Genomic DNA, 19,654 nt, shown 5'->3' on the forward strand with positions numbered 1-19,654 from the left:
GCGTCAGGCGGTGCGGCCGCCGCGGCGCAGGTGCTCGTCCAGCCGCGGCATGATCTCGACGAAATTGCAGGGCTTGTGGCGATAGTCGAGCTGCGCCGCCAGGATGTGATCCCAGGCGTCGCGGCAGGCCCCCGGCGAACCGGGCAGGGCGAAGACGAAGGTGGCGTCGATCACGCCGCCCGTCGCCCGTGACTGGATAGTCGACACGCCGATCTTCTCGTAGGAAATCCGGTGGAAGATGGCCGAAAAGCCGTCCATGCGCTTCTCGAACAGCGGTTCGAGCGCCTCGGGCGTCACGTCCCGGCCGGTGAAGCCGGTGCCGCCGGTGGTGATGACCACGTCGACGTCCTCGCGCCGGCACCAGGTCCTGACGGCCTCCTGGATCGCCGGCACGTCGTCGGTGACGATCTGCCGGTCCGCGACCCGGTGGCCTGCCCCGGTCAGCCGCTCGACGAGGAGCGAACCCGAGCGATCCTCCTCCAGGCTCCGCGTGTCGGAGACGGTGAGGACGGCGATCGACAACGGGATGAAGGAACGCTCTTCGCTCATGGGGTCTCCGTTTGCAGTTGCGCGGCCAGGACCGGGCGCGCCGCGCCCGACAGCCACCATTCGGGATGGGCGGCGGCGATGCGGTCGCGGGCGCGCGCAAGGCTCGCGTCGTCGTCGAAGAGGCCATAGACGGTGGCGCCCGAGCCCGACATGCGGGCCATCAGCGCGCCTTCCCCGGCGAGCGCGTCGCGGACTGCCGCGATCTGAGGCGCAAGGACCATGGCCGGCGCTTCGAGGTCGTTGCGGGTGCCGTCCAGCCAGCTCACGAGATCGCCGGTCGCAGCGAAGCCGCCCGACGGCAGCGGCGGCAGGGGCGGGTTGTCGCGGCCTTGCAGGGACGCGAACACTGCCGGGGTCGAGACCGGCACGCCCGGATTGACCAGCAGCATGTGCAGGACCGGCATTTGCGGGAGCGGGTGAACCTCGTCCCCGATGCCGGTGACGAGGGCAGGGCGCCCCTCGGCGCACATGGGCACGTCGGCGCCCAGCGATGCGGCGCGGGCGACCAGCGCGTCCTTGGCGGCCGGGGTCAGGTCACCGATCAGGCGGATGAGGGCGGCCGCATCGGCCGAGCCGCCGCCGATCCCGGCGGCGACGGGAAGCCGCTTGTCGAGCGTGATGGCAAGGGCGGGCGATGTCAGGCCGGATTCGGCCAGCACCGTCCGCGCCAGCCCGAGCGTGTGGGTGAGGATGTTGTCGTCGCCGGCGGACAGGCCTCGGCCAAACCGGCCAGTGATAGTGAGGACGTCCGCCGCGCCGGGCGCGGCCGTCACGGTCACGATGTCGCATGCGTCCGCGGCGAAGGCGATCAGGCTTTCCAGGAGATGGTAGCCGTCGGCGCGTCGGCCGACGACATGGAGGGCGAGATTGACCTTGGCCGGCGCCGTCAGATGCTGCGGCGTGGACAGTTGCAGAACCATCGTGCGCCGGCTGCCGCTCACTCGACCTGCGTGGCAGGCTCGTCGGAAGCGGGCGCCTGGGCTGCCGCTGCCTTCTTTGCGGCGTCGCCATCGTCGGAGCCGGTGGCGGCCCGTTCGGTGGCGGCCTCCAGGCCGTCCTTGAGCTTGGTGCGGATCGTCGACTTGACGTCCTCGGCGGGCTCGGGCTCGCCGATCAGCGCGCGCTCCCACTGGAAGCGGGCCTCGCGGGTGCGCCCGACATGCCAGTAGGCGTCGCCGAGATGGTCGTTGATGGTCGGATCCAGCGGCGTGATCAGCACGGCCCGCTCGAGCTGCTCGACCGCCTCGTCGTAGCGGCCGAGGCGGTAATAGGCCCAGCCGAGGGAATCGATGATGTAGCCGTCATTCGGCCGCAACTCGACGGCCTTGCGGATCATGTCGAGACCTTCCTGCAGGTTCTCGTTCATGTCGACCCAGGAATAGCCGAGATAGTTCAGGACCTGCGGCTGGTCGGGCGAGAGTTCCAGCGCCCGGCGGAAATCCGTCTCGGCCTTGTCCCACTGGTCGGTCCGCTCGAAGGCGATGCCCCGCTGGTAGTAGAGGTTCCAGCTGGGCTCGCCGGACGCCTCGGTCAGTTCGATCGCCGTGTCAAGCGCCTCGGCCGCGGGGGCGTAGTCCTTGTCGGCAGCCAGCACGTCGGCCAGCGCCATATAGGCCTTGGGGTCCTCCGGATAGCTGCGCACGGCGCGTTCCAGATGCGCCCTGGCCTCTTCCTTCTGTTCGGAATACCAGAGGTCGAGGCCGATCTGCAGTTCGGCCGTGCGCCGATAGGCCGAGTTTTCCGGGATCTCGCGATAGAAGGCGATCGCCTGCTCCAGCCGGTCCGACCGCTCGGCGATGCCGCCAAGCGCCGTCAGCAGCGACGGATTGCGGGGCGCCAGCGCCCGCGCCATCTGGAAATAGAGCAGCGCGACCTGCTGGCCGTCGCCGCGATTGATCGCCTGGCCGAGAATGTAGAGCGTTTCGGCCGCGCCCTCCTGGACGCTGGCCAAAGCCGGCTCGATGGTCTCGCCCTTCTCGATCCGGGCCTGGAGATGCAGCAGCGGGTCGTAGGTCGGCACGAGGTCGAGCCCGGTCTGGATCGCCGCGAGCGCCGCGTCCTGCTTGCCGTCGCGCGCCTCCAGGCGCGCCAGCGCCTCGGCCGCGCCGAGATAGGCGTCGGGCGACGTGCGGGCATTGTTCTGGTCGTCGACGACCATACGCAGCGCGCGGCGTGCCACCGCGGGGCGATCGGCCACGATCGCGATCAGACCCTTCTGGTAGGAATTGAAGACCGAGAACCAGGGCGCGCCCTGCAATTCGTCGATCCGCAGCAGCGCCTCGTCGACGCGGCCGGCACCGAGGTCGGCCCAGGCCATCATCTCGCCGAGGAGCAGCGCGTCTAGATCGCTGGGATCGACCACGTCGAATTCTGCGATGGCGGCGTCGAAGGCACCCTTGGCAAGGGAATCGACGCCGATGGCGATGCGCGCCACCTTGCCGGCCTCCGGCACGTCGCGCAGCTTGGCGGCGATGTCCACGGCGTCCTTGAAGCGGCCGTCGGCGAGGAAGGCGAACATCGCGTCCTGCTGCAGGATCTGCGACGTCGGGTCCATGGACAGGGCCTGGACGAAGAGGTCGCTGGCGGTCGCCATGTCGCCGCTGAGCTGGGCGGACTTGGCCGCCAGATAGGCGCCGGACAGGGATTGTGCGTTGATCGCGGGGGGCGTCGTCGCGGGCGATTCCGCCGCGGCCAGTGCCGTCGGCACTCCGGCCGCGGTCGCCAGGAGAGTGGCGGTGAGAAGTCTCAGAAGCCGCATTCTGTGCACGTGAAATCCTCTTCCCGGGGCACGCCCGCAGACGATCGAACGCCGCGTTTCGTGGTCGATGTAATGCCGGTCACCCGTCTGGCCGATTCGCCGAGGGGATGCCAAGCGGCACGCCAATGCAATAGCCCGGCCCGTTCTGGACGCAGAGATTGGCGGGAATGCGGCCCGCAGGGGCCGTGTCCGCCGGCGCAACGCGCCTAGCTGACCCGGTCGATGCAGAATTCCACGACGCCGAGCAGGGCCTCGCGGCTGGCGCTGGGCGGCAGGCCGGCGGCGGCGGAATAGGCCGCTTCGCCATACTGGCGGGCCCGCGAGACGGTTTCCTCCAGCGCGCCGTGGCGGTGGATCAGCGCGGTGGCGCGGGCCAGCGCCTCGTCGTCGTTGCGCCCGCCCTCCATCGCCTCGCGCCAGAAGGCCTGTTCGTCGCCATTGCCGGCCTGGAAGGCGAGGATGACCGGCAGCGTGATCTTGCCCTCGCGGAAATCGTCGCCGGTGTTCTTGCCGAGCGCGGCGGCCGTCCCGCCATAGTCGAGCACGTCGTCGACGAGCTGGAAGGCCAGGCCCAGGCTGCGGCCATAGTCGCGCATGGCCTTGCGCTCCGCCTCGCCGGCGCCGGCGATGACCGGGCCGACTTCGGCGGCCGCCGCGAACAGCGCCGCCGTCTTGGCGTCGATCACCGCCAGATAGTCGGCCTCGCTGGTGGTCATGTGCTTGGCAGCCGAGAGCTGCCACACCTCGCCCTCGGCGATCACCGAGGAGGCGGTCGACAGGATGTCCAGCGCCGTCAGCGAGCCGACCTCGACCATGGTCTTGAAGGCCTGGCCCAGCAGGAAGTCGCCGACCAGCACGCTGGCCTGGTTGCCCCAGATGGTGCGCGCGGTCTTGCGGCCGCGCCGCAGATCGCTCTCGTCGACGACGTCGTCGTGCAGCAGCGTCGCCGTGTGCATGAACTCGACGCTGGCGGCGAGCTTCACATGGGCATCGCCGCGATAGTCGTGGGCCAGCGCCGAGGCGATGGTGAGCATCGGCCGCAGCCGCTTGCCGCCCGACGAGATCAAATGCTCCGCGATTTCCGGGATCAGTTCGACATTCGATCCGGCCATGGCCAGGATCAGCTCGTTCACGCGTGCCATGTCCTGCGCCGTCACCGCGATGATCGGCTCGATCGAGGCGCGGCTGTCGGTCCGCTCGACGGGGCTGGCCAGGCTCACAATGCTACTCCGTGGGTTTGCGGGACGGTCGCACAGGCGATGCCGCGTGTCGTGGGCACAGATGGCGTCCGCGCAGCAGATATAAAGACCGCGCGACGCTGCGTCGCCTGGGTATTCCCGGCATCGCAGCGGCGGCGCTTGCCATCGCCGATGCTCTTCAGGCACTTATGGGGCGTTGCGGTCGTCATCGGGCCGTCCCATCCGTCGGCTTCGGTCGCCACGATTCGCGGAGCCATTCATGCAGGAACTCATGCGGTCGAACGATGTGGTGCTCCTGTCCTTCGTCGATGCACTGCTGAAGGATGCGGACATTCCGCATTTCCTGGCGGATGTCCATATGAGCATCCTCGACGGATCGATCGGCGTGCTGCCCCGACGCGTGCTCGTCGACACCGATCGCATGGATCAGGCCCGCCGCATCCTCAAGGATGCCGACCTCGGTCATGAACTCTCCTGAACCCGGTTCCGCCGGCGCGGCCGATGATGGCGGCGAACCGGCCGTGCGCTGCGACGGCTTTTATGGCGGTCGCTTCGCGCTGCTGCAACCGCAGGGGCGCGGCTATCGCTCGGGCCTCGACGCGCTGCTGCTTGCCGCGACGCTGCCGCAAGGGGCCGGGGGCCGCGTCGCCGACATCGGTTCGGGGGCAGGGGCCGTCGGGCTGGCGGCGGCCTGCCGCAGCGCCGCGGCCGAGGTCACGCTGGTCGAGAACAGCAAGGTCATGGCCGATCTCGCCCGCCGCAGCTTGGTGCTGCCGGCCAATCGCGAGCTGGCCGCCCGGGTCCGCGTGGCGGAAGTCGACATCCTCGCCGGACGCGCGGCGCGCGAGGGCGCAGGGCTCGCCGACGGCGCGTTCGCCCATGTGCTGACCAACCCGCCCTTTCACCCGTGCGACCACCGTGTGTCGCCCGATCCGCTGCGCGCGGCCGCGATGAGCGCGGCCGACGGCGACTTTCTCGGCCGCTGGGTGCGCGCCTGTGCCGCGCTCCTGGCCCATGGGGGACACTTTGCCACCATCGTGCGGACCGACGCGCTGCCGACCCTGCTGACCGCCTGCGAGGGCCGCATCGGCGCGTTGCGGATCGTGGCGATCCATTCGCGGGATGCGGCGCCGGCGCCGCGCCTCGTCGTCCTGGGGCGCAAGGGCTCGCGTGCGCCGCTTGCGGTCCTGCCCGCCCACACCCTGCACCGGCCGGCCGGCGGACTGACGGATTTTGCCATCACGATCGCGGAGGGGACTGGCGATCTCGGCCTCTAGTTGCGGGCGTCGCTCTGCTCATGCGTTGCGAAGCGGTCGGGCGCGCTTACATGAGGGGCATCTCTTTCCCCAGCAGAGGCCGCCCTCTTGGCTAACCGCTTCCAGAAACTTCTCCCCGCCCGCTTCCGTTCGGACCAGACGATCATCCCCGTCGTGCGGCTCACCGGCATGATCTCCAGCGGCGGCACCGCCCTGCGGCCGTCGCTGTCGCTGGCCTCCGCCGCCCCGCTGCTCGCCAAGGCCTTCGCCCACAAGAAGGCGCCGGCCGTCGCGATCATCGTCAATTCGCCCGGCGGCTCGCCGGTCCAGTCGCGGCTGCTCCATCAGCGCATCCGCGATCTGGCCGAGGAAAAGGACAAGCGGGTCATGGTGTTCGTCGAGGATGTCGCGGCCTCGGGCGGCTACATGATCGCCTGCGCCGGCGACGAGATCATCGCCGATCCATCCTCCATCGTCGGCTCGATCGGCGTCGTCTCGGGCTCCTTCGGCTTCGTCGAGGCGATCGCCAAGCTCGGCATCGAGCGCCGCGTCCACACCGCCGGCGCCAACAAGGCAACGCTGGATCCGTTCCAGCCGGAGCGGCCGGAGGATGTCGAGCATCTGAAGGCGCTGCAGCTGGAAGTGCACAAGACCTTCATCGATCTCGTCAAGGACAGCCGCGGCGCGCGGCTGGTCGAGCATGACGATCTGTTTACCGGGCTGTTCTGGTCCGGCCTGCGCGGCCTCGAACTCGGCCTCGTCGATCGGCTGGGCGATCTGCGCGGCACCCTGCGCGCCCGCTTCGGGCCGAAGGTCAAGCTGGAACTGGTGCAGGGCAAGCGCACCCTGTTCGGGCGCCCCCAGCCGGGTGTCCACGCCGCCATGGCCGCGGGCGAGGGACTGGCCGACATCGGCGCGGGCTTTGCCCGGGAGGTCATGGGCGTCGCCGAGGAACGGGCGCTGTGGGCGCGCTTCGGCCTCTGACAACGGCGAGATGCGGCACCGGCCGCGGTCGCGGGGGTCGCCATAAAAGTGATCGGCGGGCGCGCTTTGCTTCCGCCGCTTTTTGTTGCCAAGAGATGGGCCACCGCGCATAATTGTCGGGGAACGGAGCGATGATCGCCTACATGCCGCAGTTTCTTCTTCTTGGCCTGGTCGGGGCCGCCGCGCTGTTCGGCTACAAGCAGATGAAGCGCGATGCCGCGCGCGTGTCGGAGAACAACCGACGCTCCGAGCAGGAAACCCGCACGGGCGCGCAGGGCACGCTGGTGCGCGGCGACGACGGCGTCTACCGCATCAAGAAGGACTGAGACCGGGCGCCGGCGGTTGTCCGCCGGCCCGTCTCGCTCCGACGACCTGCACGCTCTTCTCGCATGGCCGTACCGCACCGGCAGGCGACTGGTGCGTAGGCGACTGCCTATTCCCCTGTTGTCGCAGCCGGAACCGGCCTGCCCGCGCAGGATTACCGGATCATCCCCAACGCGATGACCCCGGAGTTCCGCCATGAAAGCCATCACCTGGCACGGCAAGCACGACATGCGCTGCGACACGGTGCCCGATCCGACGATCGAGCACGGCCGCGACGCGATCATCAAGATGTCGGCCTGCGCCATCTGCGGATCGGACCTGCATTTCTACGACGGTTTCATGCCCGGCATGGAATCCGGCGACATCGTCGGCCATGAATTCATGGGCGAGGTGGTCGAGGTCGGCAAGGACAACCGGAAGCTGGCGGTCGGCGACCGGGTCGTCGTGCCCTTCACCATCGTCTGCGGCGAATGCGACCAGTGCCGGCGCGGCAATTTCTCCGTCTGCGAGCGCTCCAACCGCAATGCCGAGATGGCGGCCAAGATGTTCGGGCACTCGGGTGCCGGGCTGTTCGGATATTCGCACCTGACCGGCGGCTATTCCGGCGGCCAGGCCGAATATGTGCGCGTGCCCTTCGCCGATGCGGGTCCGGTGAAGGTGCCGGACGGCCTCAGCGACGAGGAGGTGCTGTTCCTCGGCGACATCCTGCCGACGGGCTGGCAGGGCGCCAAGAACTGCGACATCCAGCCCACCGACACGGTGGCGATCTGGGGCGCCGGCCCGGTCGGCCTGTTCGCCCTGCAGAGCGCCATCATCCAGGGCGCCAAGCAGGTGGTGGCGATCGACGAAGTGCCCGAGCGCCTGGCGATCGCCGAGCGGATGGGGGCGCTCACCATCAACTTCCAGGAGGAGAGCGTCGTCGAGCGGCTGAACGAGCTGACCGGCGGCAAGGGCCCCGAGTGCTGCATCGACTGCGTCGGCATGGAGGCCCATTCCGGCTACGAGGCCGAGCACCTGTTCGACCGGGCCAAGCAGGCGGTGATGGCCGAGACCGACCGGCCCCACGTCCTGCGGGAGATGATCTATGTCTGCCGGCCGGGCGGCACGATCTCGGTGCCGGGCGTCTATGGCGGCCTCGTCGACAAGATCCCCTTCGGCGCGGCGATGAACAAGTCGCTCAGCTTCAAGATGGGCCAGACCCATGTGAACAAATGGGCCGACGACCTTCTCGTGCGCATCCAGGAAGGGCAGTTCGACACCACGTCCTTCATCAGCCATCGCGGCACCCTGGAGGATGGACCCGAGCTCTACAAGACCTTCCGCGACAAGACGGATGGCTGCACCAAGGTCGTGCTGACTCCCTGAGGCCAGGGCGCCGGGGGTCCGAGAAGACGCGCAAGGGCGCCTCGACCGGCAGCACCCAACAAGCGCATCGGAAGCGGGACGGATCGTCAGGATCCACCCCGTTTCGTTTTGACCGGCTGCGAGGCTGTCTTCGGCCCGGTGAAACGCGCGGTGCCTTGACCGCTTCGCGGCGCTCGTGGCAACTCGCGGCCAATTCCCGCCCCTGACAGGGGCCGCAAGCCGGATTCCGCCCGATGTCTGACCTTCCCCCGCACATGGACCCGCGCCGCTCGTTCCAGGCGCTGATCCTGACGCTGCACCGCTACTGGGCCGACTATGGCTGCGTGGTGCTGCAGCCCTACGACATGGAGGTCGGCGCCGGCACCTTCCATCCGGCGACGACCCTGCGCGCGCTCGGGCCGAAGCCCTGGAACGCCGCCTATGTGCAGCCGTCGCGCCGGCCCAAGGACGGGCGCTATGGCGAGAACCCCAACCGGCTGCAGCACTACTACCAGTACCAGGTGATCCTGAAGCCCAACCCGTCCAACCTGCAGGAGCTCTATCTCGGCTCGCTCCAGGCGATCGGCATCGACACCGCCCTCCACGACATCCGCTTCGTCGAGGACGACTGGGAAAGCCCGACGCTGGGCGCCTGGGGGCTGGGCTGGGAATGCTGGTGCGACGGCATGGAGGTGTCGCAGTTCACCTATTTCCAGCAGGTCTGCGGCATCGAATGCGCGCCGGTGGCGGGCGAGCTGACCTACGGCCTCGAGCGGCTGGCCATGTATGTGCAGAATGTCGACAACGTCTACGACCTGAACTTCAACGGCCGCGAGGGCGACGAGAAGGTCACCTATGGCGACGTCTTCCTGCAGGCCGAGCAGGAATATTCGCGCTACAATTTCGAGATCGCCGACACCGCGATGCTGCTCAAGCATTTCGAGGATGCCGAAGCGGAATGCTTGGCGGTGCTGGCGGCCGGCGCGACGATGGGGGCGAGCCCGCTGCATCGCTGCGTGCTGCCGGCCTACGACCAGTGCATCAAGGCCTCCCACGTCTTCAACCTGCTCGACGCACGCGGCGTGATCTCGGTCACCGAGCGCCAGAGCTACATCCTGCGGGTGCGCACCCTCGCCAAGGCCTGCGGCGAGGCGTTCCTGCTGACCGATGCGGGCGGGGCCTCGGCGGCGATCGCCGCCGCCTGAGCTATCTGCAGCCCCTGCCGTACCAATTCCTTCAGCGACCTTTATATCGCCGTGGAGGGACAGGTCAGGCGCGCCGCCAAGGGCAGGCGTTCCGCAGTGAAGGGTCGATCGCATGCAGTGGCGCGGACGCAGGCAATCCAGCAACATCGAGGACAGGCGCGGCTCGGGCGGCGGCTTCGGCGGCCGTGGCGGGGGAATGCGCCTGCCGGTGCGCGCCGGCGGTGGCGGCACCATCGGCATCATCATCGTCGCACTGGTCCTGTGGCTGGGCTTCGGCATCAACCCGATGCAGCTGCTCGGCATGGCCGGTGGCGGCGGCGGGGGCGTCCAGACCAGCCAGTCGGGCCCAGGCGTCGCCGGCACGGCGGACGAGACCGACGATTTCGTCGCCACCGTGCTCGCCGACACCGAAGACGTGTGGACGCAGCGCTTCCAGGCGGCGGGCGAGACCTATCCGGTGCCCACGCTCGTCCTGTTCGAGGACCAGGTCCGCTCGGCCTGCGGCATTGCCGGCGCCGCCAGCGGCCCGTTCTACTGCCCGTCGGACCGCAAGCTCTATATCGACCTGACCTTCTTCGACCAGCTACGCAACCAGCTGGACGCGCCGGGCGACTTCGCCCAGGCCTATGTCATCGCCCACGAGGTCGGCCACCACATCCAGAACGTGACCGGCGTGCTGCCGCGCTTCAACCAGACTCGCCAGAGCATGAGCGAAGCGGAGGCGAACGCCATGTCGGTGCGCGTCGAACTGCAGGCCGACTGCTATGCCGGCATCTGGGGCCACGACACCCGGCAGGCCGGCTATGTGGAGCCCGGCGACATCGACGAGGCGCTGAACGCCGCCGGGCAGATCGGCGACGACACGCTGCAGAGGCGCGGCCAGGGCACCGTGGTGCCGGACAGCTTCACCCACGGCACGTCCGAGCAGCGCCAGACCTGGTTCCGCCGCGGCTTCGAGACCGGCGACTTCGCCGCCTGCGACACGATGGACGGCGACATCTGAGGCGCGCTGCGTCCCGATCTGATCGGTCGCCGCCATGGCGATGACGCGCCTGGAGGCGAAGGCACATCGGGCGCGGCGCGCCATCGCCGCGCAGGCCACTGCGCTGGAGGAACAGCTCTGGCGCGGCATCCGCGCGATCCCGGGCGAGGGTGGCCACTTCCATCGGCAGGTGGTGATCGGGCCGTACCTCGCCGATTTCGTCTCCCATCGCCTGCGCCTCGTCATCGAGGTCGACGGCGCCCAGCATGCCCGCCCCGAACAGCAGGCGAAGGACGCCGCGCGCGACCGCTGGCTCGGCGAGCACGGCTATCTGGTCCTGCGTTTTGCCAACGGCGCCGTCCGTGCCGATACGCGCGAGGTTCTCAGTCGCATCCGCGCCGCCGTCGACGCGCGGCGGCACCTGCCGCCTGGCGAGGAACCGCCGAAGCCCAGGATCGCCGGCAAAACGCGCCCGCGGCCGAAGCCCGGAACGTCCTGACGGCAGGGGGGGGGGGAACCGGACCGCGCTCCGTCGAATTCTGCCAGCGATCAGGAACCGATTGTTCCGCTCCCCGATTGATCGGCGTCCGGAACTGGGCTTCGATCGCACCGGATCGCTGGGGGAGGGATGCGTGCCGGTCATCGGTCGCACGGTGATGATCGTCGGCAGCCCCGGCGCCGGCAAGTCGACGCTGGCCCGCCGGATCGGCGCGTCGCACGGGCTGCGGGTCATCCACATGGACCAGCTCTACTGGACGGCGGGCTGGCGCAAGCGCGAGCCGACGCTCCAGCTTGCGCTGGTCGAGGATGCCGTGGCCGAGCCGGGCTGGGTGTTCGACGGCAACCACACCGCGACCATGCCGATCCGCACGCAGAAGGCCGATACGCTGATCTGGCTGGACCTGCCCCGCCGGCTCTGCGTCCTTCGGATCCTGCGCCGCATCGCAGGCAGTTACGGACAGGTGCGGCCGGACATGGCCGCCGGCTGCCCCGAGCGCTTCGATGCCGATTTTCTCAGATGGGCCTGGACGTTTCCGCAGCATTCGGGGCCGGGCCTGGCGCGCCTCTACGCGGCGTTCTCCGGGCGAAAATATCGGCTGACGACGCCGCGGGCGGTCGCGGCCTTTGTGACGGAGCTCGGTGGCTGCCACGGAGGGGCGGCCTAGATGCCGCTGCCCGGCCAATGGCGGGCGATGCATGGGCTGTCGCGGGGAGGAGCCGGAGATCGGGCACCGGACGTGACGCCGTCCTTGACACGATCCATGCCGTGGCCGAAGAGCGACGCCGAACCCTGGACGATCGAAGCCCTTGTCCCGCCTCTCCCCTGGGGGAGGTCGCCGCACTGGCAGCGGGCGGGGACGCGTCGTTCCTGCCACCCCACCCCGGCGCTGTCGCGCCGACCCTCCCCATCGAGGGGAGGGTGAGGATTTGCCATGCCCGATCTTCTGCTGGAACTCCGCTCCGAGGAAATCCCCGCGCGCATGCAGCGCAAGGCGGCGGGCGACCTGAGGAAACTCGTCACCGACGCGCTGGTCGAGGCGGGCCTGACCTATGAGGGCGCCCGCGAATACTGGACGCCGCGGCGGCTGACGCTGGACGTGCGCGGCGTCGACGCGCGCTCCAAGGACGTCGTCGACGAGCGCAAGGGCCCGCGCACCGATGCGCCGGACAAGGCCATCCAGGGCTTTCTGCGCGGCGCCGGGCTGGCCTCCCTCGACGAGGCGACGATTCAGTCCGACCCGAAGAAGGGCGATTTCTACGTCGCCACCATCCGCAAGCCCGGCCGCGCGGCGGACGCGATCATCGCCGACATCATGCCCGGCATCATCCGCGGCTTTCCCTGGCCGAAATCCATGCGCTGGGGTCCGGCCTCGCGCGAGCCCGGCAGCCTGCGTTGGGTGCGACCGCTGCAGTCGATCCTGTGCACCTTCGGTCCCGAGACCGAGGAGCCGGTGATCGTCGATTTCGAGGTCGACGGCATCCGGGCCGGCAATGTCACGCGGGGCCATCGCTTCCACGCGGCCGACGAATTCCGCGTCCGCCGCTTCGACGATTACGCGGCCGGCCTGGAAAAGGCCCGGGTCGTGCTGGACGCCGAGCGGCGCAAGGAGATGATCCGCCACGACGCGGAGAACCTCGCCTTTGCCCGCGGGCTGGAAGTGGTGCCCGACGAGGCGCTGCTGGAGGAGGTCGCCGGCCTCGTCGAATGGCCGGTGACGCTGATGGGCGCCTTCGAGGAAACCTTCCTGCAGATCCCGCCCGAGGTCATCCAGCTGACCATCAAGGTCAACCAGAAATGCTTCGTGACCCGCCGCCAGGGCGGCGACGGCACATTGTCCAGCGAGTTCGTGCTGGTCTCCAACATCGCCGCCAGCGACGGCGGCGCCGAGATCGCCCGCGGTAACGGCAAGGTGGTGCGCGCCCGCCTGTCCGACGCCCTGTATTTCTGGCAGACCGATCAGGCCGACCTGCCGGGCCGCGAGGCCCTGGCCCCCTCGGCCGAGACATTCGGGCTGGACCTGTCGAAGCCGCTGGACCAGCGCATGGCCAAGCTCGACGCCTTGGGCGTCACCTTCCACGCCAGGCTGGGCACGCAGGGCGAGCGCGTCGGCCGCATCGCGGCACTGGCGCAGGAGATCGCCGCCAGTGTCTATCCGGACGGCGCGACGCTCTCCGGCACGGCTGTTTCGGCCCATGAGCTGAAGGCGCTGGTCGCCCGCGCCGCGCTCCTCGCCAAGGCAGACCTGACCACCGAGGCGGTCGGCGAGTTTCCCGAGCTGCAGGGGCTGATGGGCCGCTATTACGCGGCGCTGCAGGGCGAGCATCCAAGCGTGCAGGCCGCGATCGAGGAGCACTACAAGCCGCTCGGCCCGACGGATTCGGTGCCCACCGACCCGGTGGCGGTCTGCGTGGCGCTGGCCGACAAGCTCGACATGCTGGTCGGCTTCTGGGCGATCGACGAGAAGCCGACGGGCTCGAAGGACCCCTACGCGCTGCGCCGCGCGGCGCTGGGCGTGATCCGGCTGGTGCTGCACAACGGGCTGGTCATGGCGCTCGGCCGCTTCATCCCGGCGAGCGACCTCCTGTCCTTCTTCCACGACCGCCTGAAGGTGCAGCTGCGTGAATCCGGCGCCCGGCACGATCTGGTCGATGCGGTGCTGTCGGGCGCGCCGGACAACGGCGCGTCGACCTCCCCCCGTATCGGGGATATCGGCCAGTCTCGGACGGCTGCTTCCCGGAACGACGACCTGCTCGACATCACCCGCCGGGTGACCGCGCTCGGGGCGTTTCTCGACACCGAGGACGGCCGCAACCTGCTGGCCGGCACCCGCCGGGCGGCCAACATTCTCGCCGCCGAGGAAAAGAAGGGCACGCGCGTCGCCGATGCCGTGTCGCTCGACCGCCTGAGCGAGCACGAGGAAAAGGTGCTGGCCGGCGCCATCGACCGGGCGGAGGTCGAACTCGACGCCGCGCTGGCGGTCGAGAACTACGCCCACGCCATGACCGCCCTGGCCGAACTGCGCATTCCGGTCGATGCCTTTTTCGAGACCGTGCTGGTCAATGCCGAGGACGAGGCCGTGCGGGCCAACCGCCTGGCGCTGCTCGACCGCATCCGCGCCGCGACCCGCCGCGTCGCCGATTTCTCGCGTATTTCCGGCTGATCGGCCACCGGCCGGCCGGATGGGCCGGCCGTTTTACTGAACGATCGCGACACCGTGGCGCGGAGCGTACCTGCAGTCCGCTCGCACCGACCTGACCGACCGATGGTCGCACAGGTTTCCTGCCGGTCGTCATGCGTCATCGGCAGGCAACGGCTGCACGCCAACCCCGCCCGCTTCGAAGCCCGCAGGCGCTGTTAACCGTGCGGTAAACATATCCTCCGATAATGGGAAATCTTGTGTCAAATTGCTTGCATCGCCCGGACGTTGAGGGCAGCAGGCGCGGCGCTGTAACATTTCGTGATCACACTGCCCGGAACCTGCCAGAATTCGATGGGAAGGATCTGACGTAGCCGCTGGCGAAATGGAGCAGATGCTCAGGGGATCGCCTCCCGGCACATTCGACGACGAGACTTCGAGGGGAAACCACCGAATGACGAAGCCGAGCGCCGCCTGTGCGGCTGCCCTGAAATTCGCCTGTGCTCTGGCCGCGAGCGTGATGCTGCTCCACGCCATGCCTGCCCAGGCGAAGTGGAACGCTCCCTGGAAGACCGGGGACAACGCTCTCGTCATCGACGCCTACGAATTCAACCCGATCAACTGGCAGGAACTGGCCTCGGACGAGCGCATTGCCGGCTTCATCAACAAGGCCTCCGATGGCATGCCGCCCGAGTGGAACTGCGGCAAGGCCAGCGGCGACGACTACAAGCTCTGCAAGAACCGGTGGTGGAAATACTCCGTCACCAAGGAGCTCTACATGACCCGCCGCGAGATGGCGAAGATGAAGGGGCTCCTGTGGGGCGCCTACCATCTCGGCCGTCCGGGCAATCCGCGTGCCCAGGCCGACCATTTCGTCGATTTCGCCGAGCCGGCCGAGGACGATCTGATCGCCCTCGACATCGAGGACAACACCGACGACTGGATGAGCCTGTCGGACGCCGAGATCTTCGCCGACCAGGTCAAGATCCGCACCGGCCGCTATCCCGTCCTCTACACCAACGGCAACACGGCCCGCTACATTTCCGACAACAAGGCCGAGTACCCGCTGCTGTCGCGCCTGCCGCTCTGGTATGCCCGCTATCGCGAGGACATCACCGGCAAGTTCCCCGAGGAAACCTGGCCGACCTACGCCCTGTGGCAGTTCTCCTCCATGCACAACTGCAATACCCGCAGCTGCCCGTATCGGGTGAAGGGCGCCAAGACCGACATCGACGTCAATGTCGCCTCCATGGATGTGGCCGGACTGAAAGCTGCCTGGCCCTTCGCCGAACTGCTCGACAAGCCGCAGGCGCCGCAGGAAGCCGACCCGGCGATGATGGTCGCCTCCATCGACGAGGGCACCAAGGCCGAGATCGCCAAGGCCGCCAAGCCGCGTGTTGCTGCCCGCAGCGACACCCCGGAGAACGACCCGGCGGAGCCCGTCGCCGGCACGCTGGCCGCGGCCTATGGCCCCGGTGAGCCGCATGCGCCGCTCGATCCGCTGCAGATCCTGACCCAGGTCGCCCGCACGGAGCAGACCGCGCCGAAGAACGTCTCGGACCCGGCGGGCGAACTGGCCGAGGCCGTTCTCGATCCGGCTGCGGTCGAGCAGATCGGCGACCATGTGGAGACGCTGAAGAGCGCGATCTCCTATGCGGCCAACGAGATCGATCGCCTGTTCATCGGCCGTGCCGAGGCGGCGACCCGTCCGCAGGGGCTTTCGGGCCCGTCGCAGCAACTCGACGAAATGCCGATTGGCGACCGGCGCGCCGGCCTCGGTCCCAAGCAGCGCTCGCGCTTCCTCGCCATCGTCGAATCGGCGGCGGCCGCGCAGGAGGCCAACGCCCTGCCGATGCCGGCGCGGGTTCTGTCGCAGCTCGGCCCCGATGCCTCCGAGCGCGGCGGCCGGGTCGTCGTGTCCGAAGCCCAGCGCTTCGCCGGGCTGACCCAGCCCGAGCGCCGCATCCTGCGGGCCTTCGAAGCCACACGCTGAGTCGACGCGGGACCCGGCCGGGTTCCGTTCCGCGATCAGGTTGCCGAACCACCATCTGCTGATCGCTCGCGCCCCAGCTTCGCCCGTGAGCCGATCGGCCCTCCGGCCTGTTCTCGGTCCTGATCGCGCGATCGCCTCTTTCCTTTCCCCGCCGCTTCTGCAATCGCTCGCGCCGTGAAGACCGAACTCCTCCTGGCCGATGCGCCTGATGCCGAGCGCCGCGCCGCCGAATGCCTGGCGGCCGGTGAACTCGTGGGCATCCCCACCGAGACCGTCTACGGCCTGGCCGCGGACGCGACCGACGGCGCGGCGGTGGCCCGGATCTTCGAGGCCAAGGGCCGGCCGCACTTCAATCCCCTGATCTGTCACGTGCCGGGCCTCGCCATGGCGGAGACGCTTGCCGAACTGGGTCCGGTGGCACGACGTCTGGCGGAGGCCTTCTGGCCCGGACCGCTGACGATGGTGCTGCCCCTGAAGGCCGGCTCTGCGGTCCATCCGCTGGCGACCGCCGGGCTGGCCACCGTGGCCATCCGCGCGCCGCGCGGCATTGCCGGGCGACTGGCGGCCCGTCTCGGGCGACCGCTCGCGGCCCCCAGCGCCAATCCTTCGGGGCGGGTCAGCCCGACCACCGCGGCCCAGGTGCTGCGGGGCCTCGACGGGCGCCTGCCGCTGATCCTCGACGGCGGACCCTGCGATGTCGGCGTCGAATCGACCATCGTTGCGCCCGGCGACGATCGTCTCGTCCTGCTGCGGGCAGGGGGCATCGACCGGGCGGAGCTGGCGCGGGTGACCGGCCTGCCGGTCGTCGATCCGGCGGACGATGCCGCGATCAGTGCGCCGGGGCAGCTGACGTCCCACTACGCGCCGGCCGGACGCGTGCGGCTCGATGCCACCGACATTCTGCCCGGCGAGCACGTCATCGCCTTCGGGGCGACCCCGCTCGCCGGACAGGAAGGGGCGGCGGCGATCGTCAATCTCAGCCCGACGGGCGACCTGCGCGAGGCCGCTGCCGCCCTCTTTGCCGCGCTCGCCGCCTTCGACGCGCCGCACATCACCCGCATCGCCGTCGCGCCGATCCCGCGTCACGGCCTGGGCGAGGCGATCAACGACCGGCTGCGCCGCGCCGCCGCGCCGCGGGGCTGACGCGCGGTCGCAGCGGCAGCCCGCAGGCTTGACGCTCCGGCGCTGTCTCGACGGAAAGCCCTTCGCGGGCTAAGCAACAGGGCATGTCAGAGATCGAAACCGCTCTTCCCCCAGCCCTTCTTGCCCGGTTCGCCGCCATCGTCGGCGACGCCAACGCGCTGCGCGCGCCGGACATGATCGCGCCCTATCTCCACGAGCCGCGCGACCTGTATGTCGGGCAGACAGCTCTGGTCCTGCGTCCCGGCAGCGTCGACGAGGTCTCGGCCATCCTGCGCCTCGCCAACGAGACCGGCACGGCGATCGTGCCCCAGGGCGGCAATACCGGCCTCGTCGGCGCCCAGTCGCCGCGCTCGCCCCGCGAGGTGCTGGTGAACCTTTCCCGGCTCGACCGCATCCGCGACGTCGATCCGGTCGGGCGCACCCTGACGGTGGAGGCGGGCGTCGTCTTGAAGCGGGCCCAGGAGGCGGCGGAGGAGGCGGGCCTCCTGTTTCCGCTGTCGCTCGGGTCCGAGGGCTCCTGCCAGATCGGCGGCAACCTGTCCTCCAATGCCGGCGGCACCGGTGTCCTGGCCTATGGCAATGCCCGCGAATTGTGCCTCGGCATCGAGGCGGTGCTGGCCTCCGGCGAGGTGATCCACGGCCTGCGGCGGCTGAAGAAGGACAATCGCGGCTACGATCTGCGCCATCTCTTCATCGGCGCCGAGGGAACGCTCGGCATCATCACCGCGGCGGTGCTGAAGCTGTTTCCCAGGCCCGCCGGACGCGAGGTGGCGTATGTGGGGCTCGCCTCGCCGGCTGCCGCGCTGGAACTCCTGAAGCTCGCCGAGCGCCAGGCCGGGCAGCAGCTCACCGCCTTCGAGCTGATCCCGCGGATCGGCCTCGACTTCACCCTGCGCCACACCAAGGGCGCCCGGGACCCGCTGGAATCGCAGCATCCCTGGTATGTGCTGATGGAGATCTCGTCGGGCCGGTCGCAGGACGAGGCATCCGCGACGCTGGAGGGCGTGCTCACCGCGGCCTTCGAGCAGGAGATCGTCGCGGACGCGGCCATCGCCCAGTCGCTCGCCCAGGCCGGAAATTTCTGGATGATGCGCGAGGAGATGAGCTGGGCGCAGAAGCCGGAGGGCGGCTCGATCAAGCACGACGTCGCCGTGCCGGTCGCCCGCGTGCCCGACTTCATCGCCGCGGCCGACGCCGCCGTGCTGGCCGCGATGCCCGGCGCGCGGATCGTCGCCTTCGGCCATCTCGGCGACGGCAACATCCACTACAACATCTCGCAGCCGGTGGACGCCGACGGCGCCGCCTTCCTCGCCCGCTGGCACGAGATGAACGACATCGTCCATGCCATCGTGGCGGAGATGGACGGCACCTTCTCGGCCGAGCACGGCATCGGCCAGCTCAAGCGCGACGAGCTCGCCCGCACCAAGGAAGGCGCCGAGATCGACCTGATGCGGCGGCTCAAGACGGTCTTCGACCCTAACAACATCTTGAACCCCGGCAAGCTCGTTCAGGTTTGATTCAAGTTTTCGTCTTGGTAACCGTTGCCGGAGTGAGGAACACTTAACCGCCTTTCTTAGCGCGACTTCAAGATGCGCGGCCTACTGTCGACATATCAAAGCCGGGACACATCGGCTTACAGGGAGAGACCGAACCATCGGCTCTCGACAGAGGCAGAAGGCGTCAATCCATGAGCATCGCTCCGAACACAGCAGCCCGGCCCAACTGGGCCACCGTTCCGGTCCGTCTCGATCCCGCTGCCTCCGACCGTCGCCAGACGATCGAGATGGTCGAAGATGGGGAGATGGTGACCTACAAGGTCGATCGCCGGGGCGCTGTGGTGCATCGCAAGCTCGACAAGTCCGGCATTCCGGTGTCCATCGCGCTGCCGCCACGCGCCTTCAAGGGTGTCGCGGCCCGCGCCATGGAGAATGGCGACGGCGAGGTGACGGTCACCCTCGAGCTGCACCACCACGACCCCAAATGCACCGTGCCGCTTCTGGTGGCCAGTGACCTGTACGACGTGGCCGCCGACTGGCGCGGCTGGTCCGAGCTGTTCGGGCTGCCGATGCTGATGGTCGAGGCCGATGGCACGATCCAGAGTCTCGAGGAGACGCTGGGGAAGATCAAGGCCGCCGCACCCGCGCCGCGCCGCCGCTCGCCGAACCGCCAGCGCCGGCCGCGCTTCCTGGCCCGCCGCAAGCCGGGCCTCGGCATCCGCATGATCGTCAGCGGCGAGGAGATCATCGCCCGCCACTGAGTGTCCGGCTTTCGCAAGCCAC

At 69.2% G+C, this 19,654-nt stretch carries 18 protein-coding genes; 14 read left to right on the forward strand and 4 right to left on the reverse strand.

What is annotated here, in order from left to right:
* Positions 1-3: 3 nt before the first annotated feature.
* The 4 genes from moaB to VQ042_RS13650 all read right to left on the reverse strand — a co-directional run bounded on the left by moaB (position 4) and on the right by VQ042_RS13650 (position 4,527).
* Positions 4-549 carry a molybdenum cofactor biosynthesis protein B gene (gene moaB, locus VQ042_RS13635; RefSeq protein WP_331820129.1) on the reverse strand — a complete coding sequence of 182 codons (546 nt, stop codon included), beginning with the start codon at positions 547-549 and terminating at the stop codon, positions 4-6.
* Complete coding sequence (locus tag VQ042_RS13640; RefSeq protein ID WP_331820131.1) at positions 546-1,469, reverse strand: 4-(cytidine 5'-diphospho)-2-C-methyl-D-erythritol kinase; 924 nt, start codon at positions 1,467-1,469, stop codon at positions 546-548. The genes moaB and VQ042_RS13640 overlap by 4 nt, the downstream gene beginning before the upstream one ends.
* Positions 1,470-1,486: 17 nt before the next feature.
* Positions 1,487-3,307, reverse strand: a complete 1,821-nt coding sequence (locus VQ042_RS13645; RefSeq protein ID WP_331820133.1) for a tetratricopeptide repeat protein — start codon at positions 3,305-3,307, stop codon at positions 1,487-1,489.
* Positions 3,308-3,513: 206 nt separating this feature from the next.
* On the reverse strand, positions 3,514-4,527 hold the full coding sequence (locus tag VQ042_RS13650; protein WP_331820135.1) for a polyprenyl synthetase family protein: 1,014 nt from the start codon (positions 4,525-4,527) through the stop codon (positions 3,514-3,516).
* 238 nt (positions 4,528-4,765) lie between these two features.
* On the opposite strand from VQ042_RS13650, the gene VQ042_RS13655 reads away from it, so the two are divergent.
* The 14 genes from VQ042_RS13655 (at position 4,766) to VQ042_RS13720 (ending at position 19,632) form a co-directional block, all read left to right on the forward strand.
* On the forward strand, positions 4,766-4,984 hold the full coding sequence (locus VQ042_RS13655; RefSeq protein WP_331820137.1) for a putative signal transducing protein: 219 nt from the start codon (positions 4,766-4,768) through the stop codon (positions 4,982-4,984).
* On the forward strand, positions 4,971-5,783 hold the full coding sequence (locus VQ042_RS13660; protein WP_331820139.1) for a methyltransferase: 813 nt from the start codon (positions 4,971-4,973) through the stop codon (positions 5,781-5,783). Before VQ042_RS13655 ends, VQ042_RS13660 begins: the two co-directional genes overlap by 14 nt.
* An 87-nt stretch (positions 5,784-5,870) precedes the next feature.
* Positions 5,871-6,746 (forward strand): S49 family peptidase, encoded by an 876-nt coding sequence (locus VQ042_RS13665; RefSeq protein WP_331820140.1) that lies wholly within the window; start codon positions 5,871-5,873, stop codon positions 6,744-6,746.
* Positions 6,747-6,877: 131 nt separating this feature from the next.
* Positions 6,878-7,072 (forward strand): hypothetical protein, encoded by a 195-nt coding sequence (locus tag VQ042_RS13670; RefSeq protein ID WP_331820142.1) that lies wholly within the window; start codon positions 6,878-6,880, stop codon positions 7,070-7,072.
* 193 nt (positions 7,073-7,265) lie between these two features.
* Complete coding sequence (locus VQ042_RS13675) at positions 7,266-8,435, forward strand: zinc-dependent alcohol dehydrogenase (protein ID WP_331820144.1); 1,170 nt, start codon at positions 7,266-7,268, stop codon at positions 8,433-8,435.
* Positions 8,436-8,668: 233 nt separating this feature from the next.
* Complete coding sequence (locus VQ042_RS13680; protein WP_331820146.1) at positions 8,669-9,619, forward strand: glycine--tRNA ligase subunit alpha; 951 nt, start codon at positions 8,669-8,671, stop codon at positions 9,617-9,619.
* A gap of 112 nt (positions 9,620-9,731) precedes the next feature.
* Positions 9,732-10,622, forward strand: coding sequence for a KPN_02809 family neutral zinc metallopeptidase (gene ypfJ, locus VQ042_RS13685; protein ID WP_331820148.1), 891 nt, complete (start codon positions 9,732-9,734; stop codon positions 10,620-10,622).
* 34 nt (positions 10,623-10,656) lie between these two features.
* Positions 10,657-11,100 carry an endonuclease domain-containing protein gene (locus VQ042_RS13690; protein WP_331820150.1) on the forward strand — a complete coding sequence of 148 codons (444 nt, stop codon included), beginning with the start codon at positions 10,657-10,659 and terminating at the stop codon, positions 11,098-11,100.
* 133 nt (positions 11,101-11,233) lie between these two features.
* Positions 11,234-11,767, forward strand: coding sequence for a hypothetical protein (locus VQ042_RS13695; RefSeq protein ID WP_331820152.1), 534 nt, complete (start codon positions 11,234-11,236; stop codon positions 11,765-11,767).
* 267 nt (positions 11,768-12,034) lie between these two features.
* Positions 12,035-14,263, forward strand: coding sequence for a glycine--tRNA ligase subunit beta (gene glyS, locus VQ042_RS13700; RefSeq protein ID WP_331820154.1), 2,229 nt, complete (start codon positions 12,035-12,037; stop codon positions 14,261-14,263).
* A gap of 430 nt (positions 14,264-14,693) precedes the next feature.
* A complete protein-coding gene (locus VQ042_RS13705; protein ID WP_331820156.1) occupies positions 14,694-16,232 on the forward strand; it encodes a GH25 family lysozyme in 1,539 nt (512 codons plus the stop codon).
* Between the two features lie 174 nt (positions 16,233-16,406).
* Positions 16,407-17,375 carry an L-threonylcarbamoyladenylate synthase gene (locus tag VQ042_RS13710; protein ID WP_331820158.1) on the forward strand — a complete coding sequence of 323 codons (969 nt, stop codon included), beginning with the start codon at positions 16,407-16,409 and terminating at the stop codon, positions 17,373-17,375.
* Between the two features lie 83 nt (positions 17,376-17,458).
* Entirely contained in the window at positions 17,459-18,892 is a 1,434-nt protein-coding gene (locus tag VQ042_RS13715) for an FAD-binding oxidoreductase (RefSeq protein WP_331820161.1), read from the forward strand.
* Between the two features lie 170 nt (positions 18,893-19,062).
* Positions 19,063-19,632: a DUF6101 family protein gene (locus tag VQ042_RS13720; protein WP_331820163.1), complete on the forward strand. Its 570-nt coding sequence runs from the start codon at positions 19,063-19,065 to the stop codon at positions 19,630-19,632.
* The last annotated feature ends 22 nt before the right edge of the window (positions 19,633-19,654 follow it).

It is taken from the genome of Aurantimonas sp. A2-1-M11 (assembly GCF_036549475.1).
In the GTDB taxonomy this organism is placed as follows: Bacteria; Pseudomonadota; Alphaproteobacteria; order Rhizobiales; family Rhizobiaceae; genus Aurantimonas.